The sequence below is a fragment of the Streptomyces sp. JHA26 genome, from assembly GCF_002005565.1.
In the GTDB taxonomy this organism is placed as follows: domain Bacteria; phylum Actinomycetota; class Actinomycetes; order Streptomycetales; family Streptomycetaceae; genus Streptomyces.
In genome coordinates this window covers 33,262-53,397 of sequence record NZ_BDJC01000049.1, presented here as the reverse complement: position 1 = coordinate 53,397, position 20,136 = coordinate 33,262, and the positions used below count along the sequence as shown (strand labels likewise).

The window sequence follows — 20,136 nt, the reverse complement described above, 5'->3', positions numbered from 1 at the left end:
TGCCCCGGCTGGTGGTCGTCGTGGACGACCTGGACGCGCTCGTCACCCCTCCGCTCGGGTCGCCGGGACGGCCCGCGGCGGGGTCGGTGATGCGGGCGCTGGAGGCGGTGGCGCGGGAGGGCGACCGGCTCGGGGTGCACCTGGTGGCGGCCGCCGGGCCGGGGGGCCGCACGGCCCAGACGGAGCCGGCCCGCCGGGCGGCGCTGCGCGTCGTGCTCGACGCGCCGGCGGCGGGGCCGGACGAACCGCTGCCGGGACGGGGCCGGTTGGCCGGGGCGGACGGACGGAGCGTGGCGTTCCAGGCGGGCCGGGTGACGGGGCGGATCCCTCGTACGGCGACCCTGCGGCCCACCGTCGTGGCGTTGGAGTGGCACCGGATGGGCGACCCGCCCGCCCGGCGGCCCGTGCGGGAGTTGGGGAACGGGCCCACGGATCTGGCCTTGCTGGCCAGTGCGTTGGAGCGGGCGGCGCGGGAAGTCGCCGCCGCGGAGGTGCCGTCGCTCCTCTGACGCCCGACGCCGGCGCCCGGAGCGGGCGGCGCGGCGCGGGCCGCCCGGCGTCGGCGGCGCGGGACGAGCCCGCAGGTTGGGGCGGTGAGTCACGACGCGGTCACGATCTTCGGGTTGGGCACGGGTGCGCTCTTGCCGCCCTCACCCCCCTGGCGTACACCAGAGCGCACGGGACAGCGCCAGGCGTTCGACGAGGAACGAAGAACGGGGCAGTGATGCGCACGAGCAGCACCATCCGGACACGCGGAACCGCCAGGAGGACCACCAGGGTGGCCGCCACCCTGGCCGCGGGAGCCCTCGCGCTCTCGCTCACCGCGTGCGGTGGCGACGACGACAACGGGGGCGGCGACGAGGGCGGCCGGGGCGACGGCACGACGAAGCCCGCCACCCTGGTCCTTCCCCAGCTGGACGGCGAGAGCCTGGAGGTCGCCGCCGTCTGGACCGGTACCGAGCAGGAGAACTTCAAGAAGGTCCTCGCCGAGTTCGAGAAGCGCACCGGTGCCAAGGTGACCTTCGTGCCGGCCCAGGACCCGATCATCAACTTCCTCGGCTCGAAGATCGCGGGCGGCGCCCCGCCGGACGTGGCGATGCTCCCGCAGCCCGGCGCCATCAAGCAGGCGGTCGACAAGGGCTGGGCCAAGCCGCTGGGCGCGGAGGCCACCAAGGAGCTGGCGAAGAACTACTCGCAGGGCTGGCAGGACATCGGCAAGGTCGGCGGCAAGCAGTACGGCGTCTACTACAAGGCCGCCAACAAGTCCCTGATCTGGTACAACGCGCAGGTCTTCGAGAACGCGGGCGCCGCCGAGCCCAAGACCTGGGACGAACTGCTCACCACCGCGCAGACGGTCTACGACTCCGGCGTCACGCCGTTCTCCGTCGGCGGCGCGGACGGCTGGACCCTCACCGACTGGTTCGAGAACGTCTACCTCTCGCAGGCCGGCCCGGAGAAGTACGACCAGCTGGCCAAGCACGAGATCAAGTGGACGGACCCGTCCGTGGAGAAGGCCCTGACCACCCTCGCCGAGATCTGGGGCAAGAAGGACTACGTCGCGGGCGGCGCGTCCGGCGCGCTGCAGACGGAGTTCCCGGCCTCGGTGACGCAGACCTTCACCGGCGGCGACCAGCCCAAGGCGGGCATGGTCTACGAGGGCGACTTCGCGCAGGTCAACATCGGTGAGACGGACGCCAAGGTGGGCACGGACGCCAAGGTGTTCCCCTTCCCGTCCGTCGGCGGCACCGCGCCGGTCGTCTCCGGTGGCGACGCGGCCGTGATCCTGAAGGACTCGAAGGCCGCGCAGGCGCTGGCCACCTTCCTGGCCTCCCCGGACGCGGCGGCGATCCAGGCGAAGCTGGGCGGTTTCCTCTCGCCGAACAAGAGCCTCGACGCGTCGGTGTACCCGAACGAGGTGCAGAAGAAGATCGCCGAGGCGCTGATCGCGGCCGGCGACGACTTCCGCTTCGACATGTCGGACCAGGCCCCGCAGGCCTTCGGCGGCACCCCGGGCAAGGGCGAGTGGAAGGCGCTGCAGGACTTCCTGAAGAACCCGAAGGACGTCGCGGGCGCCGCGGCGAAGCTGGAGGCGGACGCGGCCGCCGCCTACGGGGGCTGACGGATGGCGTCGGCAACGGCGGCGGGGACCTCACCGGCCCCCGCCGCCCCCAAGTCGCGCAGGAGCGTGACCGGCACCCGCAGGACCGTGGCGGCCCTGTTCCTGCTGCCCGCCCTGGTGCTGCTCGGCGCGCTCGTGGTCTACCCGATCGGGTACTCGCTGGTCCGCAGCTTCTACGACCAGTCCGGCGACTCCTTCGCCGGATTCGACAACTACCAGGCCCTGTTCACCGACGACGGCATCCGCACCGCCCTGAAGAACAACGTCATCTGGGTGGTGTTCGCTCCGACGGTCGCCACCGCGCTCGGCCTGATCTTCGCGGTGCTGACCGAACGGGTGCGCTGGGGAACGGCGTTCAAGCTGGTCGTCTTCATGCCGATGGCGATCTCGATGCTGGCCGCCGGGATCATCTTCCGCCTGGTGTACGACCAGGACCCGGACAAGGGCGTCGCGAACGCGGTGTGGGTCGGGGTGCACGACACCTTCGCCGAGTCGTCGGCGTTCCCGAAGGCGCACCCCGGCCGCGAGTCGCCGCTGAAGGCGGCCGGCGGGGGCGCGTTCGTCACCAAGGAGCCGGTCAGCGTGGGGCAGGTCGTCACGCTCCCGCTGGTCGGCGTGGCCCCCGACCGGATGCCGGACGACGCGAAGAAGGCCGCGGCCGCCCGGCCCGAGGACGGGAAGGTCACCGGCACCGCCTGGCAGGACTTCACCCGCGGCAAGGGCGTCGGGAAGCTGGGCGGCGTCGACGCCACCGAGCTGGGCTACGCCGGCATGAGGATCGAGGCCGTCAAGGACGGCGAGGTCGTCGCGTCGACGAAGGCCGCCGACGACGGCACGTTCACGCTGCCCGCGGAGGCCGACGGGGCGCTGCTCAGGCTGCCCGCCGACAACTTCAAGGAGGCCTACAACGGCCTGGACTGGCTCGGCCCCTCGCTCGTCACCCCGGCCATCATCGGGTCGTACGTGTGGATGTGGGCGGGCTTCGCGATGGTGCTGATCGCGGCGGGACTCGCCGGCGTGCCCCGCGAACTCCTCGAAGCGGCCCGGGTGGACGGCGCCAACGAGTGGCAGGTCTTCCGGCGGGTCACGGTGCCGCTGCTCGCGCCGGTCCTCGCGGTCGTGGTCGTCACCCTGATGATCAACGTGCTGAAGGTGTTCGACCTGGTGTTCATCATCGCCCCCGGTTCCTCCCAGGACGACGCGAACGTGCTCGCCCTGGAGCTGTACCGCAAGGGCTTCGCCTCGGACCAGCCGGGCATCGCGAGCGCCATCGCGGTGTTCCTGCTGCTGCTGGTCATCCCGGTGATGTGGTTCAACATACGGCGGCTGCGGCGGGAGGTGCGGCGATGACAGGGCGTCCGCCGTGTGACGGCTGGGGGTCCGGGGGTCGCCCCCCGGGAGGACGCAGTAACGTACGGCGGCTGCGGCGGGAGGTGCGGCGATGACCGCGGACGCGGGTTCTCTCACCAAGGCGGCGGAGCCGTCCGGGACCGTCGTGAAGGCGAAGCCGTCGCTGGGGTCGCGGCTCGCCGAGGGCGTCAGCGGCGGTCTGGTCCGGGTGTTCCTGATCGTGGTCGGCCTGTTCTGGCTGGTCCCGACGATCGGCCTGCTGCTGTCCTCCCTGCGCACGCCGAAGGACATGGCGGCGAGCGGCTGGTGGAAGGTGTTCACCGAGCCGTCCCGGCTCACCTTCCAGAGCTACGAGGAACTGCTGGAGAACGGCGACATCACCTCCTCCCTCGTCAACACCCTGCTCATCACGGTCCCGGCGACCGTGCTGGTCGTCGTGATCGGCTCGCTCGCGGGCTACGCGTTCGCGTGGATGGACTTCCCGGGCCGCGACTGGTGGTTCCTGACCGTGGTGGGGCTGCTGGTCGTCCCGGTGCAGGTGGCGCTCATCCCGATCGCCGAACTCTTCGGCAAGATCGGCCTGTTCGGTTCGATCGTCGGCGTCGTCCTGTTCCACGTCGGCTTCGGCCTGCCCTTCGCGGTGTTCCTGCTGCGGAACTTCTTCGCGGAGATCCCGAGGGAACTGCTGGAGGCGGCCCGGCTCGACGGCGCGGGCGAACTGCGGCTGTTCGCCCGGGTCGTGATGCCGCTCGGCGGGCCCGCGATCGCGAGCCTGGGCATCTTCCAGTTCCTGTGGGTGTGGAACGACATGCTGGTCGCGCTGATCTTCTCGGACTCCGGGAGCCAGCCGATCACGGTCGCCCTGCAGACGCAGGTACGGCAGTTCGGCAACAACATCGACGTGCTGGCACCGGGCGCGTTCATCTCCATGGTGATCCCGCTGGCCGTCTTCTTCGCGTTCCAGCGGCAGTTCGTCTCCGGCGTGATGGCGGGTGCCGTCAAGTAACCGCGGGAGTCTCACCCTTGAGGGGGCGGGCCGGTCACCGGCCCGCCCCCTCCTCCACGTGCGCGTGGTCCCCCGGATGACGCAGGGACCGTAACCAAGTCGTTCCCCGGGCCGTTGCCGGGCCGTACGCCCGCGCCGACCCATGGATGTCCCCGTGCCCCGGTTCAGTGTCATCGTCCCCGCGTATCAGGTTCAGGCGTATCTGCACGAGTGCCTGGACTCGGTGCTGTCCCAGTCGTACCCGGATCTCGAGCTGATCGTGGTCGACGACTGCTCGCCGGACGCCTGCGGCGAGATCGCCGACGAGTTCGCCGAGCGCGATCCGCGGGTGCGGGCCGTGCACCTGCCCCGCAACGAGGGCCTGGGCCCGGCCCGCAACGCCGGCATGGAGCGGGCGACCGGCGACTACCTGGTCTTCCTCGACGGCGACGACACCCTCGCCCCGCACGCACTGCGGAGCATCGCCGACCGGATCAAGGAGACCGGCGAACCCGACGTCCTGGTCTACGACTACGCCCGCGCGTACGCGACCGGCGAGACGGTCCGCAACCAGGCCGCGGCGCACCTCACCGAGCAGGGCCCGGCACCGTTCCGGCTCGCCGACCGGCCGGGGCTGCTGAAGCTGCTGATGGTGGCCTGGAACAAGGCCGTACGGCGGGAGTTCGCCGAGCGCCGGGGCTTCGCCTTCCCGTCCGGGCACTACGAGGACACCCCGTGGTCGTACCCGGTGCTGATGGCCGCGGAGTCCCTCGCCACCCTGGACCGGGTCTGCGTGCACTACCGGCAGGGCCGCCGGGGCAGCATCCTGCGCACCCCGAGCGAACGCCACCTCGACGTCTTCGCCCAGTACGACCGGCTCTTCGCGTACGTCGAGTCCGATCCGGAGCTGGCCCGCTGGCGGCCGGTGCTGTTCCGCCGCATGGCCGACCACCTGGTGACGGTGTTCACCCGCCCCGACCGCCTCCCGCGGTCCCTGCGCGCCGAGTTCGTGCGCCGGGCCCGCGTCCACTGCCGCCGCTACCGCGTCCCCGGCACCCCCGTCCCGCCGGCCGTCCGGCTGCGCCACACCCTGCTCCGCCTGGGCCTGCGCCGCACCTACGAGGCCCTGCGGCTGGTGTCGGCCCTGCGCCGCCGGACGCTGAAGGGCTCCGCCAAGCTGCTGGGGACGGCACGCACCGCCGCCCTGCGGCTGCACTACCGGATCCAGCGCCGCCTCCCCCTGCGGGCCGACCGCGCCGTCTTCGCCGCCGACGACGGCCGGGGGTACGGCGGCGACCCGGGGGCGCTGGAGGAGGCGTTCCGCACCTTCGCGCCGCACGTGGGCACCGCGTGGGCGGCCGCGCCCGCGCACCACCACACGGTCCCGGCCGGCACCCGCCGGCTGACCCCGGACACGGCCGCGTACTGGACGGCGCTGGCCCGCTCCCGGTACCTGGTGCACCACACCGGTCTCGACGCGGGCCTCGTCAAGCGCCGGGGCCAGGTGGTGATCCAGACGCAGGCCGGGACGCCCCTCCAGCACCTGGGCCTGGACCTGCGGGAGCACCCGGCCGCCGCCCTCGGCACCGACCTCGGCCGGCTCCTGGAGACCGCGGACACCTGGGACCACGTGATCTCCGCGAACCGCCACTCCACCCTGACCTGGGAGCGCGTGCACCCGGGCCGCTACACCACGCTGGAGTACGGCCGCCCGCGCACCGACGTGTTCCAGCGGGCGACGGCGGCGGACGTGGCCCGGCTGCGCGAGACGCTCGGCGTCCCCGAGGGCACCGTCGCCCTCCTGTACGCGCCCGCGTACCGCGACTACCGCCGCACCCAGCGCGCGGGCCTCGACCTGGAGCGCGTCGTCACCCGCCTCGGCCCCCGCTTCATGGTGCTGGCCCTCGCCCACCCCCGGCACGGCGGCCCGCTCACCACCGTCCGGCACGACCGGATCGTCGACGTCACCGGTCACCCGAGCGTGGAGAAGCTCTGCCTCGCCTCCGACGCGCTGATCACCGACTACTCGGACCTGGTGTTCGACTACGCGGGTCTGGACCGGCCGATCGTGGTCCACGCCGACGAACCGGAGGTCTTCGAGGCGGCCTGCGGCACCTACGTCGACCTGCGCTCCTTCCCGCCGGGCGCGGTGGCGTGCGACGAGGACGAACTGATCGGCGTCCTCGCCGGCGGCCAGTGGTGCGGCCCGCGGTCCGACCGGCTCAGGGCCGCTTTCCGGGAGCGGTTCTGCCCGTACGACGACGGCCGCGTCGCCGAGCGCGTCGTCCGCCGCGTCGTGCTCGGGGAGACGGAGCTCCCGCCGGTCGTGCCGCCCGCCGAACGGCGCCCGGCCCCGCCCTCCCCCGCTCTCGGCCTCGCGCGGGCGGGGGGACTCCCGTCGGCGGTCCGCTCCGGGCCCCCGCTCGCCACCGTGCCGCAACCCGCCGGGCCCCGCACCGTCACCGACAGCCTCTGACCGCCGTTCGTCCACCGGGAGTTCGCATGCCCCGCAGCTCGTCGCGGCCCACTCCGTCCCGGCCGCCCACCTGGCGGCCGACCGGACGGCCGGGACGCCAGGCGGTCCGAGCGACGGGGCTCTCCCGTCGGACCAGGACAACGAGAGAAAGAGCAGAATGCCCCGCTTCAGCATCATCGTCCCGTCCCATGGGGTCGCAGGGCGGCTGTCCCAGGCGCTGGACTCGGTCCTCGCCCAGTCCTTCGGCGACTTCGAGCTGATCCCCGTCTGCGACGCCCCGGACTGCGCCGCCGCGGGCATCGCCGCCGACCGCGCCGCGCGGGACTCCCGGGTGGCGCCCGTGCACTCGCCGCCGTCGGGGGGCACGGCCGGGGCGCGCAACACCGGGGCGCGGGCGGCGACCGGCGCCTACCTGCTGTTCCTCGACGGCGACGACGTCCTGGTGCCGGGCGCGCTGGCGGCACTGGACGCGCGGCTGGCGGAGACCGGCGGCGCCGACGTGCTGTACTTCGAGCACGAGCGCGTCCCCTGGTGGGAGGGCGAACCGGTCAACCCGGCCGCCCCGCTGCTGGCGAAGGCGCCGGACGGGGCCTTCGCCCCCGGCCGCGCCCCGCACCTGACCGGCGTGCAGCTGCCCGCGTGGAGCGCCGTCTACCGCCGCGCCTTCCTCGCCGAACGGCGGCTGGAGTTCCCCGCCGGGCACTACACGGACATCGGCTTCACCACCCGGGCCGCGGCGGACGCCGACCGCGTGGCGGTGCTGCGCTCCGTCGTCGTGCGGCACCTGGTGCGGCGCCAGGGCAGTCGGCTGAACCGGCCCGGCGAGCACCACACCGAGCTGCTGGACCAGGCCGAGCTGGCGCTCGCGTACGCCGCCGGACGGGGGCTGCCGGCCGAGCGGCGCGGGCCGTTGTTCGAGCAGCTCTTCGCCCTGGTCCTGAAGACGGCCGCCCACCCGAGGCGGCTGACCCGGGGGCGCCGCGCCTTTTTCCGCCGGGCGAGCCGCCTGTACCGGCGCCACCGTCCCGCCGGTTTCCGCGCGCCGGGCGGCCGGCTCGGCGTGCAGCACCGGCTGCTGGCGTCCGGGTCGTACGCGGCGTTCCGCTCCCTGCGGGCCGCCAACCGCGCGGCGGCCGGGCTCCTCGCCCGGCTGCCCCGCCCGCAGGGGCTGCGCACCCGCCTGCGCTACCGGCGCCGGCTGCGCGCCCCGCTGGACCCGAACCTCGTCGTGTACTGCGCGTACTGGGGCCGCGGCTACGCCTGCAACCCGGCCGCGATCCACGCCAAGGCCCGCGAACTCGCCCCGCACCTGCGCGGGGTGTTCCTGGTCGAGCCCGGCCAGGAGCACACCGTGCCGAAGGACGTCGAGCACGCCGTCATCGGCAGCCGGCGCTACTGGGAGGTGCTGGCCCGGGCGACGTACCTGGTGAACAACGCCAACTTCGCCGAGGGCGTCGTCAAGCGCCCCGGCAGCGTGCACCTGCAGACGCAGCACGGCACCCCGCTGAAGACGATGGGCGTGGACCAGTCGACGTACCCGGTGGTGGCGGCGGCCACCGGCAGCTTCACCAAGCTGCTGGGCCGCGTGGACCGCTGGGACTACAACCTGTCCTCCAACCGCCACTCCACCCGGACGTGGGAGCGCGCCTTCCCCGGCTCCTACGAGCACCTGGAGTACGGCTATCCGCGCAACGACGTCTACTACACGGCGACCGCCGACGACGTCGCCCGCATCCGGCGCGAACTGGGCGTGCCCGAGGGGAGGACGGCCGTCCTGTACGCGCCCACCCACCGCGACCACGAGAGCGGGTTCGGCGCGGGCGGCCTGGACCTGGAGGCGTTCTGCGAGGCGGCCGGCGAGGACGTGGTGGTGCTGCTGCGCGCCCACTACTTCTACGACCGCGGCGGGAAGCGCGAGCGCACCGGCCGGGTCATCGACGTCACTGGGCACCGCTCCTCCGAGGACGTGTGCCTGGCCGCCGACGCGCTGGTCACCGACTACTCGTCGATCATGTTCGACTACGCCAACCTCGACCGGCCGATCGTCGTGTACGCCGACGACTGGGACGTGTACCGGGAGACCCGCGGCGTCTACTTCGACCTGACCGCGGCGCCGCCCGGCCCGGTGGTGCACACGCCCGGGGAACTGGCCCGCGTCTTCCGCGACGGCTCGTACGCGGACGCCCGGTCGGCCGCGCTGCGGGCGGCGTTCCGGGAGCGGTTCTGCGAGTTCGACGACGGCCGGGCCGCCGAGCGCGTGGTGCGCCGGGTGCTGCTCGGCGAGCCGCCGGAGGCGATCGCGCCCGTGACCCCGCTCGCCGAGCGCGTCCCGGCCCCCGCCGCCGCCACCCTCGTAAGGAGCTGACCCCGCAGTGCCCCGCTTCAGCGTCATCATCCCCTGCTACCAGGTGCAGGGCTTCCTGCGCGAGTGCCTCGACTCGGTCCTGGAGCAGTCCTACCGGGACCTCGAGGTGATCGCCGTGAACGACTGCTCGCCGGACGGCTGCGGCGCGATCCTCGACGAGTACGCGGCCCGCGACGACCGGGTGCGCGTGCTGCACCTGGAGGAGAACGTCGGCCTCGGCCGGGCCCGCAACGCCGGGATGCCGCACGCCACCGGCGACTACCTGTTCTTCCTGGACAGCGACGACACCCTCACCCCGGGCGCCCTGCGCGCGATGGCCGACCGGCTCGCGGAGACGGACGACCCGGACGTCCTGGTCTTCGACTACGCCCGCACCTACTGGTGGGGCGGCACCCGCCGCAACGTCCTCGCCCGGATCCTCGCCGAGGCCGGCGACGGCACCTTCACGGCCGCCGAGCGCCCGGAGATCCTCGACCTGCTGATGGTGGTGTGGAACAAGGTCTACCGGCGCGACTTCACCGAGCGCGAGGGCTTCGCCTTCCCGCCGGGCTACTACGAGGACACGCCCTGGACGTTCCCGGTGATGTTCAGCGCCGGGCGGATCGCCACGCTGGACCGCATCTGCCTGAACTACCGGCAGCGGCGCAGCGGCAACATCCTGTCCACCACCAGCCGCAAGCACTTCGACGTCCACGAGCAGTACGAGCGGGTCTTCGCGTTCGTCGACGCCCGGCCCGAGCTGGCCCGCTGGCGGCCGTTCCTGCACGCCAAGATGGGCGAGCACTGCCTGGACATCCTGTCCAAGCCGGACCGGCTGCCCCCGGCCGACAAGGCCGAGTTCTTCCGCCGCACCGCCGAGGTGTTCCGCGCCCACCGGCCCGAGGGCGTGACGACCCCGGCGCAGCTGCGGGTGCTGGAGCGGGGCTGGACGGCGTACCGGCTGGGGCGGCGGTCCGGGCGGGCGGGCCGGGAGCTGGTGCGGCGGACGCGGCAGGCGGGCGGCGCGGCCGCCGGGCACCTGGGCCGGGTCCGCTCCGCGGTGAACGGCCGCCGTCCCCTGGACCCGGACCTCGCCGTGTACTCGGCGTTCTCCCACCGGGGCGTGCTCGGCGACCCCGCGGCGATCTACCGCAAGGCCCGCGAGATCGCGCCGCACCTGCGCGGGGTGTGGGTGGTGCGCGACGAGGAGGACGCGGCACTGCTGCCGCCGGACACGGAGCACGTGATCCTGGGCAGCACGGCCTACCGCCGGGTGACCGAGCGGGCCACGTACTTCGTCAACAACGTCAACTGGCCCGGCGCCCTGGCCAAGCGCCCCGGCAGCGTCCACATCCACACCCACCAGGGCACCCCGCTCAAGTACATGGGCGCCGACCTGCTGGGCAAGCCGGGTGCCCGGCTCGGCCTGGACGTGCCGCAGATGCTGCGCCGCGCCGACCGCTGGGACTACAGCCTGGTCGCCAACCGGCACTCGGAGCTGGTGTGGGAGCGGGCGTACCCGTGCCACTTCACGTCCGTGCGGACCGGCAGCCCGCGCAACGACGTCCTCGTCGGCGCCGGTCGCGAGCACGGGCGCCGGGTGCGCGAGCGGCTCGGTGTGCCCGAGGACCACACGGTGGTGCTGTACGCGCCGACCCGCCGCGACTACCGGCGGGGCGGGCACGTCGACCGGATCGACCTGGCCCGGCTCGCCGCCGACCTCGGCGAGGACCACACCCTGGTGGTCCGGCTGCACCCCTCGCTCGCCACCGGCCCCGCCCGCGGCATGGGCCTGTCCGAGCTGCACCGGCGGGGCGTGGTCGTCGACGCGACGGACGAACCGCACGTCGAGGACGTGATGCTCGCCTCCGACCTGCTGATCACCGACTACTCCGCCCTGATGTTCGACTACGCGCTCCTGGACCGGCCGATCGTCGTCCACGCCGACGACTGGGGCGCCTACACGGCGAGCCGCGGCGCCTACTTCGACATCACCGCCGACGCGCCGGGCCACGTGTCGCGCTCCTACCGGGAGCTGGTGTGGCTGCTGGAGTCCGGGGCGTGGCGGGACGAGGAGGCGGCGCGGCTACGGTCCGCGTTCCGGGCGCGGTTCGGCGAGTACGACGACGGGCGGGCCGCCGAGCGGGTCGTCCGGACGCTGATGCTGGGCGAGGCGATGCCGGCGGCGGATCCGGCGGTCGCCATCCCGGGGCCCCGTGCCGTGTCCACGGCCGACCACGACCTGCTGCCGTCCTCGTGAGGCCGCGCGCCTGGGTGCTGGTCCTGGCCGCGGTGTTCGCCCTGCTGCAGCTCGCGAACGTCACCGGCCGGGACACGCCCGACACCAGGAACTACCTGGCGTACGCGCTGAGCCTGTCCGGCGAGAGCAAGCGCGGGGCGGCGTCGGCCACCATCGACTACGTGTGCGCGGGCCGGGCCTCGACGGCCCGGCGCGACCAGAGCGTGGACGTGGTCCGCTTCCACCGTCCCGACCCGTCCGACCGGGTCGCGGCGGAGTGCCGGGAGCGGGAGTGGGCGCGGGTGGAGCCTCGGCTGGCGGCCGGGCAGACCGGCCGCATCGTGCCGTTCATGCCGGAGCGCTTCATGCGGATCTTCGAGGTGCGCCCCGGCTACCCGGTGTTCCTGGTGCCGTTCGTCACCGTGTTCGGGGTGACGTGGGGGCTGTGGGCGGCGAGCGTGGTCGTCGCGTGCGCGGGCGGCGTCCTCGCCTTCCTGGTCCTGCGCACGCTGTCCGTGCCGGTGCCGCTCGCGCTGACCGGGCAGGCCCTGTACTACGTGCTGCCGAGCGGCACCACCGCCATGCGCCCGATGACCGAGGGGCTGCTGATGGCGCTGACGCTGGCGGCGGTGTGGGGCTGTGCGCTGGTGCTGCGGGCGGGGCGCGAGCGGGCGGGACTCGTCCTGGTCACCGGGTCGCTGCTCGCGCTGTTCGCCGTCAAGCACTCCCAGGCGCTGTTCCTCGGGGTGTGCCTGGCGGCGGCCGGCGCCGCGGTCGCGCTGCGGCGGCACCGGCGGGGCCGGCCCCCGGGCCGGGGTGTGCGGGCGCTCGCGGCGGTGGGCCTGGTCGGGGCGGTCCTGACGATGGCGCTGGCCCGGCTGCTGCACTACCCGTCGGAGGCCGACAGCCTCCAGGACCTGCTCACCGATCACTTCGCGCGGCCGGACCGCGGGGATCCGTGGCCGGAGTTCTGGCAGTTGCAGGGCAACTTCTGGGGGGAGTGGCTGCGCCGGCAGGCGTGGGAGCCGCTGTTCGCCGCGGCCCTGGGCGCCGGGGCGTGGGGCGCGCTGCGGCGGGGGCGCGCGGTCGGTGTGTTCGTGGTCGCGGCGGCGTTCACCGGGATCCTCACCCAGGCCGCGCACCCGGACATCGACATCTGGGGCGAGCGGTTGATCGTGCTGGCCTGGCTGCTGCCGGTGGTGGGCGTTCCGCTGCTGCTGGAGCCGGTGCTGTCGAGCCGGGTGGCACTGCCCGCGCAGGGACAGGCCCACCGGGCGCGCGTCGTCGACTGACCCCGGCCCCCGCCCGTCCGCACCCGACCCTCACCCGTTGGGGTGAAGTGACGTCAAGCCGTTGACGTCGGCGGGAACATACGCCCAATGCCCCGGATGTCCCCCTTTCCCGTCGTCCAGTGAGCGCCGGCGTCCTCGCCCGGCAGGCCGTGCGCGGTGCGACGGCCCTGCGCGGCGGCCGCTTCTGGCGTCCCACCCCGTTCCAGGCCGCCGGCCTGCTGTTCTTCCTGGTGATGACGCTGGCGTACTGGCAGGTGCCGCTGTGCTGCGACGCCGGGCAGCACGCGGCGGTGGTGGAACGCCTGAAGGCCGACCCGCTGCGTCCGCGCCACCCGATGGCCGACCTGCCGGGCGCGGGCAGCGCCTACTACTCGCCGTACGCGGTGGCCGAGGGCCTGTTCGCCCGGTTCACGGGGCTGGGCGGCTGGGAGGTGGTGCGGCTCGCCGGGCCGCTGAACCTGGTGGTGCTGCTGACCGGCCTGAACCGTTTCGTGCGGGTGCTGACCCCGCGGCCGTGGGCGCCCGTGCTGGCGCTGGGCGCGATGACGCTGCTGTGGGGCACCGAGCGGGCCTGGTGGAGCGGTTACCTGGGGCTGATGTCGATGACCGGCAACCTCGGCTACCCGTCGGCGTGCGCGATCGGCCTCACCTTCTGGGCCTGGGCGCTGACCGGGGCACGGGCGCGGGACGCGCACCGGGTGCGGTACGTGGGCCCCAGCGGACTGCACGGCTTCGGCGGGTACGCGGGGCTGGGCGTGCTGTACGGGCTGGTGCTGCTGGTCCACCCGATCACGTCGGTGGCCACCGCGCTGGGCGGCGCGGCGCTGGTGGCGGGGTGGCAGCGCGGCCGGGGCGCGGCGGTCCTCGGTCGGTGGGCGCTGACGGGGGCGGTGGCGCTGCTGTCGGCGGCCTGCTGGCCGTACTTCGACGTGTTCGCGCTGGCCGGCGACGACAGCGTGGACGGGATGCACCGCGTCCTGTACCTGGACCTGCCCGGGGAGTTCTGGCTGGCGCTGCTCGGGCTGCCGGCCCTGTGGCTGCGCGGGCGCCGCTCGGCGCGGGACCCGCTGGTGCTGATGTTCGCGCTGGACTGCGCGGTGGTGGCGTACGGCTGGTTCAGCGGCCACTACACCTACGGCAGGATCCTCGGGCTCACGCTGGTGCCGCTGCAGTTCGCGGCGGCGATCGAGCTGGCGGCCCCGCGGCCGTGGGGATGGTGGCGGCGGCTGCTGGGCACGGCGGTGGCCGCGGGGGCCCTGCTGGGCTTCCTCACGGTCCAGGCCGGGGCGGTGGTGCCGCGCCCGCTGGACCCGGTCGGCTTCGCGCAGCCGCCCGACTGGCCGGCGTACGACTGGGCCGCCCGGCACATCGGACCCGGCGAGGTGGTGATCACCGACGGCTACCACGCCGTCCACGCCCTCGCCGGGTACGGGCCGAACCTCGCGGCGCCGGCCTGGCCGGACCCGTCGCTGGACGAGCGGGAGCGCAGACGGCGCGTGGCCGACGTGAAGGCCTACCTCGCCCCCGGCTCGACCCGCGCCGTGCGCGCCGCCGTCGTGCGCCGCTACCACGTCCGCTGGCTGCTGCTGACGCGCTGGCACCCGGTGCCCGAGGAGGCGGTGGTGGTGGCGTGGAGCGAGCGGACGGGGGAGGTGCTGGCGCGGGTCGGGGGATGACCCGGGCGCCGGTGCCTACTCGACGACGAGCTCGACCTCGATGTTGCCGCGGGTGGCGTTGGAGTAGGGGCAGACCTGGTGGGCCTGCTCGACCAGCTTGCGGCCGGTCTCCTCGTCCACGCCCTCGGGCAGCTCGACGCGGAGGGTGACGGCGAGCGCGAAGCCCTGGCCCTGCTTGCCGATGCCGACCTCGGCGGTCACCGCGGCGTCGGCGACGTCGACCTTGGCCTGCCGGCCGACGAGTCCGAGGGCGCTGCCGAAGCAGGCGGCGTACCCGGCGGCGAACAGCTGCTCCGGGTTGGTGCCCCGTCCGTCGCCGCCCATCTCGACGGGGACGCCGAGGGCGAGGTCCAGCGTGCCGTCGGAGCTGACGGCGCGGCCGTCACGGCCGTGGGTGGCGGTGGCGGCGGCGGTGTAGAGCGCGTCCATGGGAGAACCGTCCCTCTCTGCGGAGAAGCGTCGTGGCGACTGCTGACGACCACCAGTAGAGCACGCAATTCAATTGCGCACAACTAAATCGTGGGCACGGAACGTCGGCTACCCTGGGAGACATGACCACGCCCGCGACGGACTGGCTCCGGCTGGACCAGCAGATCTGCTTCTCCCTGAACGCGGCCTCACGCGCCTTCGGCGGGGTCTACCGCGTGGCCCTCAGGGAGCTGGGGCTCACCTACCCGCAGTACCTGGTGATGCTGGTGCTGTGGGAGCACGGGGAGCTGCCGGTCAAGAAGCTCGGCGAGCACCTGCGGCTCGACTCCGGCACGCTGTCGCCCCTGCTCAAGCGGCTGGAGGCGGCCGGTCTGGTCCGGCGGGAGCGCAGCGCGCGCGACGAGCGGTCGGTGGACGTGTCCCTGACCGGGGAGGGCCTGGCGCTGCGCGAGCGGGCCGCCGGGGTGCCGCGCCGGATCGCGGCGGCGACCGGCCTGGACCTCGCGGAGATCCAGGACCTGCGCACCCGTCTCGACCGGCTCACCAGCGCCCTGGACGCCTACGTCCCCGAGTCCGCCGCCGCCCCTTCCTGAGGCCGGGACGGCCGGGTGGAGCGCCCGGACGGGAACCGAACGACGGATCATGACCGTTGAAGCCTTCGGGAGACCGAGGTCGAGCGAGGACCACTGACGAGGGGACGGCCGCAATGACCTGGCTGATCACCGGCGGCGCCGGATACATCGGATCGCACGTCGTCCGGGCGATGACCGAGGCGGGCGAGGGGACGGTGGTGTACGACGACCTGTCCTCCGGGACCGCGGAGCGCGTGCCCGACGGTGTGCCCCTGGTGGTGGGCTCGGTCCTGGACGGCGAGCGGGTCGCACGCGCCCTCGCCGACCACGCCGTCACCGGCGTCGTGCACCTCGCGGCGAAGAAGCAGGTCGGCGAGTCGGTGGACCGGCCGCTGCACTACTACCGCGAGAACGTCGAGGGCCTGCGCGTCCTGCTGGACGCGGTCACCTCGGCCGGCGTCCCCTCCTTCGTCTTCTCCTCCTCCGCCGCCGTGTACGGCATGCCCGACGTCGACCTGGTGACCGAGGAGACGCCGTGCGCGCCCCTGTCGCCGTACGGCGAGACCAAGCTGGCCGGCGAGTGGCTGGTGAGGGCGACCGGGCGGGCGACGGGCCTCGCCACGGCGTCGCTGCGCTACTTCAACGTGGCGGGCGCGGCGAGCCCCGAGCTGGCCGACACCGGCGTCTCCAACCTCGTCCCGATGGTCTTCGAGAAGCTGACGGAGTCCGCGGCGCCCCGGATCTTCGGCGACGACTACGCCACGCCGGACGGCACCTGCGTGCGCGACTACATCCATGTGGTCGACCTGGCCGAGGCCCACGTGGCGGCGGCCCGCGCCCTGCGGTCCTCCCCGGGCCGCTCCCTCACCCTCAACATCGGCCGGGGCGAGGGCGTCTCCGTCCGGGAGATGATCGACCGCATCAACGCCCTCACCGGCCACGACCAGCCCCCCACGGTCGGCCCCCGCCGCCCCGGCGACCCCGCCCGCGTGATCGCCTCGGCCGACCGGGCGGCCGTCGAGCTGGGCTGGAAGGCCAAGCACGACGTCGAGGACATGATCACGTCGGCCTGGGCGGGCTGGGTGCGGCTGCACCCGGAGGCGGCCCGGGACTGACGCCCGGGACGCGAGGCGCGGGGCCCGAGACGCGGGGCGCCGGCGCCGGGTGGGTCAGCGGGACGACGAGACCTGCTCGCGCACCCACGCCGGGTCCGTCCACGCCCGTCTCATCGGCTCTGCCCCGAGGTCGCCCGGCGCCCGGCCTCCCGGGCCGCGTGCTCGAGCCGCTCCCGGTACGCCTCCCACTCCGCGGCGTCACCCGTCGGCACACCGACGTTGTCCTCGCGCATCCCCACGGCGCCGTCCGTCAGCTCCCGGACGATGTCGGCGTGACCGGCGTGCCGCTGGGCGTCCGCGATCACGCGGATCACGGCGTGGTGCAACGTCACCTCGTCCCTGCCCTCCGACCACCAGGGCACCTTGCCGACCGTGTCCAGCGCCAGCGCGTCGATCGTCGCGTCCGCGTGGGCCCACGCCCGGCGGTACACCCCGACGATGTACGCGCGTGACTCGTCGGCGGTGGCCCACATGTCGGCGTCGGCGTCGGCGCCGTCCGCCATCCACGGCAGCGGCTCCTCGGGCGGCCGCCCGAAGACCTCGCCGAGGTAGCCCAGCTCCACGGTGGCGGCGTGCTTCACCAGTCCGAGGAGGTTGGTACCGGTCGGCGTCGCCGGGCGCCGTACGTCGTACTCCGACAGCCCCTCGAGTTTCCAGAGCAACGCGTCGCGGGCGGACTGGAGGTAGAAGCGGAGGGTGGCCTTGGGATCTGCGGGGATCATCGCACCAGTGTGCCGCCCCGCCGGGCGCGTCACAGGGGAACGGGACCGGCCGCCGCCCCCCTTCCGGCAGGGGCCCCTGACACGTCCCCCGGCTCAGAGCGCCTTCAGGCCCTCCGCGGTGGCCCGGGCCAGCGCCTGCAGGTAGCCCTTCGGCAGCTTCGGGCTGCGGACGACCACCGCGCGCCAGTACAGCGGGCCCGAGATCAGGTCGAGGGCCAGGTCGGTGTCGACGCCGGGGTCCAGCTCCCCGCGTGCGGCCGCCGCCGCGAGGATCCTGCTGGCGACCCCGTCCTGGCCCTCGCGCACGGTCTTCCGCAGGGCCTCGGCGATGTCCGGATTGCGCGCCGCCTCCGCCTGGAGGTCCGGGATGACCTGCGAGGCCACCGGGTGGCGCAGGGCGCGCGACGTCACCTCGTAGAGCAGCCGCAGGTCGCCCTCCAGGGAGCCGGTGTCCGGCGCGGGCAGGCCCTGCACGGCGAGCGCGGAGACGACGTCGAGCACCAGGTGCAGCTTGGAGCGCCAGCGCCGGTATACGGCCGTCTTGCCGACCCCCGCGCGGCGCGCGATCCCCTCGATGGACATCCGCGCGTAGCCGACCGCCGCGAGTTCCTCGAAGACGGCCGCCCGGATGGCCTCCGTCACGTCCTCGCGGAGCACCGCCGCCCCGGCGGGAGCGCGGCGGCGCGGGCGCGGCTGGGGTTCCTCGGCAGCGGCGTCGGTCGTCATGCGAGCCAAGCATAGGGGCGTCACGACGGGACGGTTGCGTTCCGACGTCACCGCGCCCTACGCTCACGTCACGACGATACGGTCCCGTCCCGACGTAGTTGAACGTGCGCCGCCACGCGGATGAACGCGGGGCGCCGCTTCCCCTCCCCGAGCGAAAGCCACGGATGTGAGCCAGGTCCTCGACACACCGCCCCCGACACCGGCCGTCACCGTTCCGGCCGGTGACGCCGCCGGCCACGACCTCGCGGCCCTCGCCGCCCGCCACGGCCTCTCGGTCAGCGGCGCCCGGCCGTCCCTTCCCGCGTACGTACGCCAGTTGTGGGCGCGCCGGCACTTCATCGGCGCCTTCGCCACGGCCAAGCTGACGGCCCAGTACAGCCAGGCGAAGCTGGGCCAGGTCTGGCAGGTGATGACGCCGCTGCTGAACGCGGCGGTGTACTACTTCATCTTCGGCGTGCTGATGGACACCAAGCGGGGCGTGGACGACTACGTCCCGTTCCTGGTCACCGGCGTGTTCGTGTGGACGTTCACGCAGAGCTCGATCATGGCGGGCACCCGGGCCGTCTCGGGCAACCTCGGTCTCGTGCGCGCCCTGCACTTCCCGCGGGCCGCGCTGCCGGTGTCGTTCTGCCTCCAGCAGCTGCAGCAGTTGCTGTTCTCGATGGCCGCCCTCGTCCTGATCCTGCTCGCCTTCGGCGTGCCGCCCGCCGTGTCCTGGGTGCTGGCCGTCCCCGCGCTGGTGCTCCAGTTCGTGTTCAACGCGGGCATGTCGCTGGTCATGGCCCGGCTCGGGTCCAAGATCCCCGACATGGCCCAGCTGATGCCGTTCCTGCTGCGCACCTGGATGTACGGCTCGGGCGTCATGTTCAGCATCCACCACATGACCGGCCCGGACAGCGGCCTGCCCTCCTGGGTCGGCACCGTGCTCCAGGTCAACCCCGCGGCCGTCTACATCGACCTGATGCGGTACGCCCTGATCGACAGCTTCGGCGGGGACATGCTGCCGGACCACGTGTGGGCGCTGGCCGCGGGCTGGGCGCTGGCCGCCGGGATCGGCGGCTTCCTCTACTTCTGGAAGGCCGAGGAGACCTACGGTCGTGGCTGACACCCCCCACACCCCCCGCACCGCCCGGCAGGCGGACGAGCGCGTCCCGACCGTCGTCGTCGACGGCGTCGACATCGTCTACCGGGTCAACGGCACCGGCGCCGGACGCGGCTCCGCGACCGCCGCCCTCAACCGCATCCTGCGCCGCGGGAAGGCCGAGAAGGCGGCGGGCGTGCGCCGGGTGCACGCGGTCAGGAACGTGTCCTTCGTGGCGTACCGCGGCGAGGCGATCGGGCTCATCGGCACCAACGGTTCCGGCAAGTCGACCCTGCTCAAGGCGGTCGCGGGCCTCCTCCCGGTGGAGCGGGGCCGCATCTTCACCGACGGCCAGCCCTCCCTGCTGGGCGTCAACGCGGCCCTGATGAACGACCTGACCGGGGAACGCAACGTCCACCTCGGCGGCCTGGCGATGGGCATGTCCCGGACGCAGATCAAGGAGCGGTACCAGGAGATCGTCGACTTCTCCGGGATCAACGAGAAGGGCGACTTCATCACCCTGCCGATGCGCACGTACTCCTCCGGCATGGCGGCCCGGCTGCGCTTCTCCATCGCCGCCGCCAAGGACCACGACGTCCTCCTCGTCGACGAGGCGCTGGCCACCGGTGACCGCTCGTTCCAGAAGCGGTCCGAGGAACGCATCCGGGAGCTGCGGCAGCACGCCGGCACGGTGTTCCTGGTCAGCCACAGCAACAAGTCCATCCGCGACACCTGCGACCGGGTGCTGTGGCTGGAGCGGGGCGAGCTGCGCCTGGACGGGCCGACGGACGAGGTGCTGAGGGAGTACGAGAAGTTCACCGGAGGCGGCCCGGCCAGGCCGGCGCCGAAGCCCGCCCCGAAACCGGCGCCGAAGCCCGCGCCGAGGCCGGCGGCCGGGTCCGGGGCGGCACCCGCGGCGTTTCCGTAGACGCCTTCTCCCCCGTACGGCCCCTCCACGACCGGCCCTTTCGTCCGTTCAGTGGCACTATGACCGGACAGGAGCGGGGAGA

15 protein-coding genes and 1 pseudogene are annotated in these 20,136 nt (G+C 73.8%); 13 read left to right on the top strand and 3 right to left on the bottom strand.

Annotation, left to right across the window (positions count from 1 at the left end):
* From JHAT_RS25585 to JHAT_RS25540, 9 genes and pseudogenes are all read left to right on the top strand, one after another.
* A pseudogene (locus tag JHAT_RS25585) lies at positions 1-509 on the top strand (cell division protein FtsK); the annotation flags it as partial.
* Between the two features lie 215 nt (positions 510-724).
* Positions 725-2,119: an ABC transporter substrate-binding protein gene (locus JHAT_RS25580; protein WP_077800614.1), complete on the top strand. Its 1,395-nt coding sequence runs from the start codon at positions 725-727 to the stop codon at positions 2,117-2,119.
* Positions 2,120-2,122: 3 nt separating this feature from the next.
* The gene (locus JHAT_RS25575; protein WP_253195602.1) at positions 2,123-3,469 is read left to right on the top strand and encodes a carbohydrate ABC transporter permease; all 1,347 of its coding nucleotides are present in this window, start codon (positions 2,123-2,125) and stop codon (positions 3,467-3,469) included.
* A gap of 91 nt (positions 3,470-3,560) precedes the next feature.
* Positions 3,561-4,475 (top strand): carbohydrate ABC transporter permease, encoded by a 915-nt coding sequence (locus JHAT_RS25570; RefSeq protein ID WP_077800612.1) that lies wholly within the window; start codon positions 3,561-3,563, stop codon positions 4,473-4,475.
* Between the two features lie 154 nt (positions 4,476-4,629).
* A complete protein-coding gene (locus JHAT_RS25565) occupies positions 4,630-6,930 on the top strand; it encodes a bifunctional glycosyltransferase family 2 protein/CDP-glycerol:glycerophosphate glycerophosphotransferase (protein WP_171991049.1) in 2,301 nt (766 codons plus the stop codon).
* Positions 6,931-7,087: 157 nt separating this feature from the next.
* Positions 7,088-9,295, top strand: coding sequence for a bifunctional glycosyltransferase family 2 protein/CDP-glycerol:glycerophosphate glycerophosphotransferase (locus JHAT_RS25555; RefSeq protein WP_077800609.1), 2,208 nt, complete (start codon positions 7,088-7,090; stop codon positions 9,293-9,295).
* Positions 9,296-9,302: 7 nt separating this feature from the next.
* Positions 9,303-11,534 carry a bifunctional glycosyltransferase/CDP-glycerol:glycerophosphate glycerophosphotransferase gene (locus JHAT_RS25550; protein ID WP_077800608.1) on the top strand — a complete coding sequence of 744 codons (2,232 nt, stop codon included), beginning with the start codon at positions 9,303-9,305 and terminating at the stop codon, positions 11,532-11,534.
* On the top strand, positions 11,531-12,805 hold the full coding sequence (locus tag JHAT_RS25545) for a hypothetical protein (RefSeq protein ID WP_077800607.1): 1,275 nt from the start codon (positions 11,531-11,533) through the stop codon (positions 12,803-12,805). Before JHAT_RS25550 ends, JHAT_RS25545 begins: the two co-directional genes overlap by 4 nt.
* A 119-nt stretch (positions 12,806-12,924) precedes the next feature.
* Entirely contained in the window at positions 12,925-14,481 is a 1,557-nt protein-coding gene (locus JHAT_RS25540; protein ID WP_077800606.1) for a hypothetical protein, read from the top strand.
* Positions 14,482-14,496: 15 nt separating this feature from the next.
* Here JHAT_RS25540 and JHAT_RS25535 read toward each other — a convergent pair whose 3' ends face one another.
* A complete protein-coding gene (locus JHAT_RS25535) occupies positions 14,497-14,910 on the bottom strand; it encodes an organic hydroperoxide resistance protein (RefSeq protein WP_077800605.1) in 414 nt (137 codons plus the stop codon).
* A gap of 122 nt (positions 14,911-15,032) precedes the next feature.
* On the opposite strand from JHAT_RS25535, the gene JHAT_RS25530 reads away from it, so the two are divergent.
* Complete coding sequence (locus JHAT_RS25530; RefSeq protein ID WP_077800604.1) at positions 15,033-15,503, top strand: MarR family winged helix-turn-helix transcriptional regulator; 471 nt, start codon at positions 15,033-15,035, stop codon at positions 15,501-15,503.
* Positions 15,504-15,616: 113 nt separating this feature from the next.
* Complete coding sequence (galE, locus tag JHAT_RS25525; RefSeq protein ID WP_077800603.1) at positions 15,617-16,597, top strand: UDP-glucose 4-epimerase GalE; 981 nt, start codon at positions 15,617-15,619, stop codon at positions 16,595-16,597.
* Positions 16,598-16,707: 110 nt separating this feature from the next.
* Here the strand turns inward: galE and JHAT_RS25520 are convergent, their stop codons facing one another.
* Complete coding sequence (locus JHAT_RS25520; RefSeq protein ID WP_077800602.1) at positions 16,708-17,319, bottom strand: DinB family protein; 612 nt, start codon at positions 17,317-17,319, stop codon at positions 16,708-16,710.
* A gap of 93 nt (positions 17,320-17,412) precedes the next feature.
* Positions 17,413-18,045, bottom strand: coding sequence for a TetR/AcrR family transcriptional regulator (locus JHAT_RS25515; RefSeq protein WP_077800601.1), 633 nt, complete (start codon positions 18,043-18,045; stop codon positions 17,413-17,415).
* Positions 18,046-18,211: 166 nt separating this feature from the next.
* On the opposite strand from JHAT_RS25515, the gene JHAT_RS25510 reads away from it, so the two are divergent.
* Together JHAT_RS25510 and JHAT_RS25505 are read left to right on the top strand one after the other, a co-directional pair.
* A complete protein-coding gene (locus JHAT_RS25510; protein WP_077800600.1) occupies positions 18,212-19,150 on the top strand; it encodes an ABC transporter permease in 939 nt (312 codons plus the stop codon).
* A complete protein-coding gene (locus tag JHAT_RS25505; RefSeq protein WP_077800599.1) occupies positions 19,143-20,054 on the top strand; it encodes an ABC transporter ATP-binding protein in 912 nt (303 codons plus the stop codon). The genes JHAT_RS25510 and JHAT_RS25505 overlap by 8 nt, the downstream gene beginning before the upstream one ends.
* Positions 20,055-20,136: the final 82 nt, after the last annotated feature.